This is a genomic window from Bradyrhizobium sp. SHOUNA76 (genome assembly GCF_023006445.1).
Classification (GTDB): Bacteria; Pseudomonadota; Alphaproteobacteria; order Rhizobiales; family Xanthobacteraceae; genus Bradyrhizobium.
In genome coordinates this window covers 1-6,154 of sequence record NZ_JALBHA010000402.1, presented here as the reverse complement: position 1 = coordinate 6,154, position 6,154 = coordinate 1, and the positions used below count along the sequence as shown (strand labels likewise).

The window sequence follows — 6,154 nt, the reverse complement described above, 5'->3', positions numbered from 1 at the left end:
CCTGCAGCTCCGCCGTCGCCGACCCCGTTCCGCGCCGCGCAGCCTGCCGCTGGCGGGCAGGGCGGCGAAGAGAAGGATCCGGGCGAATCCGCCGCCGAAGCCGACATGGACGAGGACGACGAGTTCGAGAACCAGATGTCGCTGGCGGCGATCGAGGCCGAGCTCAAGCCGAAGGTCGTCGAGATCTTCGACAAGATCGCCGAGAGCTACAAGAAGCTGCGCAAGCTGCAAGAGCAGGACATCCAGAACCAGCTCGAGAGCACCTCGCATGGTCCCTCGCTGTCGCCGCACCAGGAGCGCAAGTACCGCAAGCTCAAGGACGAGATCATCGTCGAGGTGAAGTCGCTGCGCCTCAACCAGGCGCGTATCGATAGCCTCGTCGAGCAGCTCTACGACATCAACAAGCGCCTCGTCTCGCACGAGGGCCGCCTGATGCGCCTCGCCGACAGCCACGGTGTCGCGCGCGAAGACTTCTTGCGCAACTACACGGGTTCTGAGTTGGACCCGCGCTGGCTCAATCGTGTCTCGAAGCTGTCGGCCAAGGGCTGGAAGAACTTCGTCCACCACGAGAAGGACCGCATCAAGGACCTCCGCCACGAGGTGCATCAGCTCGCCGCGCTGACCGGCCTCGAGATCGTCGAGTTCCGCAAGATCGTGCACTCCGTGCAGAAGGGCGAGCGCGAAGCGCGCCAGGCCAAGAAGGAGATGGTGGAAGCCAACCTTCGTCTCGTGATCTCGATCGCCAAGAAGTACACCAATCGCGGCCTGCAGTTCCTCGACCTGATCCAGGAAGGCAACATCGGCCTGATGAAGGCGGTCGACAAGTTCGAGTATCGCCGCGGCTACAAGTTCTCGACCTACGCCACGTGGTGGATCCGGCAGGCGATCACCCGCTCGATCGCGGACCAGGCCCGCACCATCCGCATCCCCGTGCACATGATCGAGACGATCAACAAGATCGTGCGCACCTCGCGCCAGATGCTCAACGAGATCGGCCGCGAGCCGACCCCGGAAGAGCTCGCCGAAAAGCTCGGCATGCCGCTCGAGAAGGTCCGCAAGGTCCTCAAGATCGCCAAGGAGCCGCTGTCGCTCGAAACCCCCGTCGGTGACGAAGAGGATTCACACCTCGGCGATTTCATCGAGGACAAGAACGCGATCCTGCCGATCGACGCCGCGATCCAGTCCAACCTGCGCGAGACCACGACGCGCGTGCTGGCGTCACTCACCCCGCGCGAAGAACGCGTGCTCCGCATGCGCTTCGGCATTGGCATGAACACCGACCACACGCTGGAAGAAGTGGGCCAGCAGTTCAGCGTGACGAGAGAGCGTATTCGTCAGATCGAGGCCAAGGCGCTAAGGAAGCTGAAGCATCCGTCGAGGAGCCGGAAGCTGCGGAGCTTCTTGGATAACTGATTTAGAGTCGTTGTATCCGGGGCTGGCTTTGGTCCCTCAAGCAGTGAACGGCGGGCGAGAGCTCGCCGTTTTTGTATTGTTTCAGTGGTTGTCCGCGCATCCATCCAAATGAGAACTGCGGGCCGCAGCCCCGCCGTTCTTGCTTCTGCCGAGGCCGACGCCGACCTACTTCTTCTTCACCCCGACCCGCTCGATCCGCTTGATCTCCAGCGCCGGCCGGCCGCTCTTTTCCGCGATCTCGCGGTCCTGCTCCATGATGAAGGCGCGGGCGGGTTCATCGCCATCGAGGCCGCCGAGCAGCTCTGAGGGCACGCGGCGGTTGGAGCGTTGGGAATCGTCTTCATAAAAGACATTAAAGAAGGCGAATTCGCCTTTGGGATTGGTTCCGGGTTTCTTGGCCATGGCGGCTTGTCGTCGATAAGCAGGCCGCAGTCAAATGTCTTTAGGGCCCGCCGTAGGTCGGCTCCTCGGGAAGAAGCGCTAGGGTTTGCTCACCGTCGGCGGATTGAAGCCGGCGCGACGCGCTTGACCTGAGGTTGATCTTGGAGGAGCATGAAGCTTTCAATTGCTTCGCTGCATTTCGCGGCGCGCGCCTCCGCGACGCCGATCAATTGCCCTGACGCCGTGTGTTCAACGAAAGCATTTTGGGGGGACGACGATGACCATCCTGGAATCCGTTGCGGACAGTCAGGCCAAATGGTCGACCACCGCGAACGCGATGAAGTCGACAATCGATCGCGCGCGCTGGTCCGTCTTTGCATTGTCTTCGCTGGGCGCGGTATTGGCGGCAGTGGCGAGCCAGCTGCCGGAAGGAATTGCCAATCCCCGCACCTTTGTCGCGATCACGGCTGCGATATGCCTCGCATTCGCGACCCTCTTCACGCAGCGCCTGCTCGGTCCCGAGCGTATCGCCGCCTGGGTTCGCTCCCGCGCCATCTCGGAACGCTTGAAGCGCGAGGCCTACCGCTACGCGACGAAAGCTGCGCCCTACGACGATCCGGCCAAGGCGGACGACGTTCTCCGTACCGAGCTGCAGAAGATCGATGAAGACGCCAAGGAATTGCTCGAGCAGCAGATCCCGGCCAAGGACCAGGGATCATCGCCGCGCGTTTTTCTCGGGCTCGACGAATATCTGGCGAAGCGGGCCGGCAAGCAGATCGCGTTCTATGAGGACCGCGCCAAGACGTACCAATCGACGGCTCGGTGGCTCAGGTCTCTGGAGCTGGCCTTGGCGGGAGCGGCGACGTTGCTCACGGCCGTTGCCAGCGTTGTTGCCAAGCCCGTCATTCTGGGCGTCCACTTCGATTTCGCCGCGCTGACGGCCGTGCTCACGACGCTCGGCGGCGCCGTGATCGCCCATATCGAGGCGGAGCGTTACAGCTTTCTCGTGGTGACGTATCGCGCAACGGCATTGCAGCTGCAGCGGCGCGTGGACGGCGCGAAAGCACCGTTGTCGGACTTCGTCAACGACTGCGAAAACATCCTGGCGGCGGAGAACGCGTCCTGGATCGCGAAACACGCCAAGTGAGCTCGATGCCCAGCTGCGCAATTCGCGCGGCCCTCAATAAACGGCGGGCCGAGCCCGCCGTTTATTTTTGGTCTTCAGCGTCACCCGGGGCTGGCGGGGTAACAACCTAGAATAGAAGACTATAGAAGACGCCCTGCGATGGCAAGGCAAATCGCGGTGCCGTCGATATCGCAGCGGACGCATCTGATATGCGTTGGTTGCGATGTGGAACCAACGAAGCAATTGTTTGGATCGTCAAACCACTTTGTTCATCTTCGCGGCCTCGCGCTGCAGCGCATGTGGCGCGCGCTATGTCGGAAGCTGCGCGAGCCTGCACGTCTTCCCGCCTGCGTGCAGCCTGTGATCCGATGTGCGCCAAGCGGGTTCCATCGTCGCGGCGCGCATCTCAATGCGCGCGCGTACGCTGCGCCACCTCCTGCGCAGCAAGCCGCGATCCGTGTCCGCCGCCTTTGCCGCCGTCTTCCTTGCGTCCCTGCGCCATGATCGCGCTGCCCATCGCGGCCGAGCCGAACGTGATGAGGAAGGAGGCGAGCAGCAAGACCAGCGCAATGCCGGGTGCGCGGTCGGCGAAGATCAGCTCGCGCAGATGTCCGGGGTTGAGCCAGAGCAGTCCGCCGACGAGCAGCGTCGCGGCACAGGCGCCGATCGCAAGGTTGATGGCAAGCAGGCGGAACAGGGGAATGCGGAGCAGGGCGGGGCGGCTCGGCTTGTTCTCATGGTCGGGCATGGCCGGTTGCCTCGGACTTTGTCGCGCCGGGAACGACGAGGGAAAGGATGTCTGCGGTCATCCCATCTCACGCCGATCGTGCCGCGATATTGACCCGCATCAAACTCCGGTGCGACGTTTCACGGCGCCACCAGCTCCACTCGCCGGTTCAGCGCCCGGCCGGCATCCGTCGTGTTCGGGCCGACCGGCGCCAGCAAGCCGACGCCGGCGGTGCGCAGGCGCGTCGGCACGATCCGAAAGCTCTTCACCAGCTCGGCGGCGACTGCTTCCGCGCGTCGCTTCGACAGATCGAGATTGTATTCATAGGCGCCCTGGCTGTCGGTGTGGCCGACGATGAAGACGCTCAGCTGCGGCTGGCTCGCGAGCAGCTTTGCGATCTGCTCCAGCGTCGGACGGCTTTCCGGTTTCAGCATGGCCTTGTCGGTGTCGAAATAGATGCCGTAGAGCGCGATGTGGCCGGTCTCGCCAAGTCCCTTCGCCATCGCGGCGGCGTCGACCATCTTGTTCGCGATGGCCCCGAGCTCGGCGATGGTGAGCTGTGCTGTGATGTCCTGGTTGTTCTGGCTGACGATGACGCTGGCATAGGTCTCGCGTCCGCCCTCCGCCTTGCGACCCGCAAAATAGCGGTAGTTGAAGCCGTCGATCCACATCTGCGGCACCGGCAGCGTGTCGATGCTCTCGGTGAAGGGAATGGCGCCGCAGGCGTCCGTGTCGCAGGCCAGCAAGGTCTCGAAGCCGGCCTTGGCAAGCTGCGTCTCGAAATTGCGCGACACTTCCAGGATCGAAGGACCGGGATTGGTGCGATAGGCGATCCGGACGATGCGGCCTTCGAGCTGCCGGGCATCGGTCGGCTGGCCGTCCCTGAAGCTTGCTGCCTGCATCCGCGCCGCGTCAAAATCCTTCGCCACATAGCCGGTGATGACGCTGCCGGCGAACCGGCCGATGCCGGGATAGTCGCGCGCGCCCGCGACGTCGCGCGTCTGCGCGGAGGCCGCGATGTTGCTGAAGGAGAGCAAAGCGAGGACAGCGAGCATCCGGGGCGGAAGGAGCATGGTCACCTCGATCGGCTGGGGGCAGGGGCTAGCGCAGTTCATTTGTCGCGCCCAAGCAGCGATTGGTTCTGGCGGGGATTTGCCGCTTTGACGCGAATCCGGTTCCCGGGCATGATCGCGCGCTTTCCGCGCTCATTCCTCAAAGGAAATTCCCGCATGTTGAGACACGCCCTGGCCACCGCCTTCATCGTCTGTTGGGCCGGCGGATCGGCGCAGGCCGCGCGCTGTGGCGGCGACTTCAACAGCTTCGTCGCCACCATGGCCCAGGAAGCGCAAGCGGCCGGCGTCTCGGCGAGCGTGACCAACGCGGCGCTCTCTGGCGTCACTCCCGACGGCGCGGTGCTCGCCTTCGACCGGCGCCAGCGCCACACGTTCAACAAGAGCTTCGAGCAGTACGTCTCGACCCGCGTCGGCCCGGGCCGCATCAATGGTGGCCGCGCGCTCTTGCAGCGCCATGCCGCGCTGCTCTCGCGTATCGAGCAGCAGTTCGGCGTGCCCCGTTATATCCTGGTCGCGATCTGGGGGCTGGAGAGCGATTTCGGCAAGGGTGACATCGGCAAGATGCCGGTGGTCCGCACGCTGGCGACCCTCGCGCATGATTGCCGCCGCACCGACCTGTTCCAGGGCGAGCTGCTCGCCGCGCTCAAGATCGTGCAGCGCGGCGACCTGCCGCTGCGCGACCTCATCGGCGCCTTTGCCGGCGAGATCGGCCAGACCCAGTTCCTGCCGTCGTCCTACATCAAATACGGCGTCGATTTCGACGGCGATGGCCATGTCGATCTCCGCCACAGCGTCCCCGACGTGCTCGCCTCGACCGCGAACTTGCTGCACACCAGCGGCTTCAAGATGGGCCAGCCCTACGGCGAAGGAACAGCCAATTTCGAGGCAATGCGCGAGTGGAACAGGGCGGTGATCTACCGCAAGACGATCGGCTATTTCGCGGACCGGCTGGCGGGGCAATGAGGGGACGTTGAACTCGAAAGGTGCGCAAAGGCGCGAAGCGCCGTGCCCACCACTTTTCCGTTGGCGCAAGAAATCGTGGGCACGCTTCGCTTTGCCCACCCTACGACAGCTAATATCGCTTGTAGGATGGGTAGAGCGAAGCGAAACCCATCGCGCCCCTCCTTGCGGAAACATGATGGGTTTCGCACTCTACCCATCCTACGAATTCACTTCCCCTTCGCCATCCGCTCCAGCTTCCTTTGCAGCGGCGCCCAATAGCTCCCCGGGCGGAAGCGCTGGAGCAGGTCCATGAAGCGGGCATCGTTGCCGATCAGGATGCGCGACTCGTTCTTTTCGATGCCCTTGATGATGCGCAGGGCGGCATCCTTCGGCGTCGTCTGCGCCGCGTTCTCGAACCGCTCGATCGACTGCGCGCGGCGGGCATTGTCGGTGATGCCGGCGCCGGTGCGGGAGTTGCGCGCGATCGCGGTC

6 protein-coding genes and 1 pseudogene are annotated in these 6,154 nt (G+C 63.9%); 3 read left to right on the top strand and 4 right to left on the bottom strand.

Going from position 1 to position 6,154, the window contains the following annotated elements:
* A partial coding sequence (gene rpoD / locus MOV74_RS28915; protein WP_246930048.1) for an RNA polymerase sigma factor RpoD occupies nt 1-1,413 on the top strand: 1,413 nt, incomplete at its 5' end.
* 165 nt (nt 1,414-1,578) lie between these two features.
* Here rpoD and MOV74_RS28910 read toward each other — a convergent pair.
* A complete protein-coding gene (locus MOV74_RS28910; protein ID WP_018318231.1) occupies nt 1,579-1,815 on the bottom strand; it encodes a hypothetical protein in 237 nt (78 codons plus the stop codon).
* A 256-nt stretch (nt 1,816-2,071) separates the two neighbouring features.
* On the opposite strand from MOV74_RS28910, the gene MOV74_RS28905 reads away from it, so the two are divergent.
* A complete protein-coding gene (locus MOV74_RS28905) occupies nt 2,072-2,941 on the top strand; it encodes a DUF4231 domain-containing protein (protein WP_246930045.1) in 870 nt (289 codons plus the stop codon).
* A 385-nt stretch (nt 2,942-3,326) separates the two neighbouring features.
* Here the strand turns inward: MOV74_RS28905 and MOV74_RS28900 are convergent, their stop codons facing one another.
* Entirely contained in the window at nt 3,327-3,668 is a 342-nt protein-coding gene (locus MOV74_RS28900; RefSeq protein WP_246930043.1) for a hypothetical protein, read from the bottom strand.
* A gap of 119 nt (nt 3,669-3,787) precedes the next feature.
* Nucleotides 3,788-4,720 (bottom strand): OmpA family protein, encoded by a 933-nt coding sequence (locus tag MOV74_RS28895; RefSeq protein ID WP_246930041.1) that lies wholly within the window; start codon nt 4,718-4,720, stop codon nt 3,788-3,790.
* A 156-nt stretch (nt 4,721-4,876) separates the two neighbouring features.
* Here MOV74_RS28895 and MOV74_RS28890 point away from each other — a divergent pair, with 156 nt between their 5' ends.
* A complete protein-coding gene (locus MOV74_RS28890) occupies nt 4,877-5,683 on the top strand; it encodes a lytic murein transglycosylase (protein ID WP_246930039.1) in 807 nt (268 codons plus the stop codon).
* 206 nt (nt 5,684-5,889) lie between these two features.
* Here MOV74_RS28890 and MOV74_RS28885 read toward each other — a convergent pair.
* Nucleotides 5,890-6,154: pseudogene (locus tag MOV74_RS28885) on the bottom strand (acetoin dehydrogenase); the annotation flags it as partial.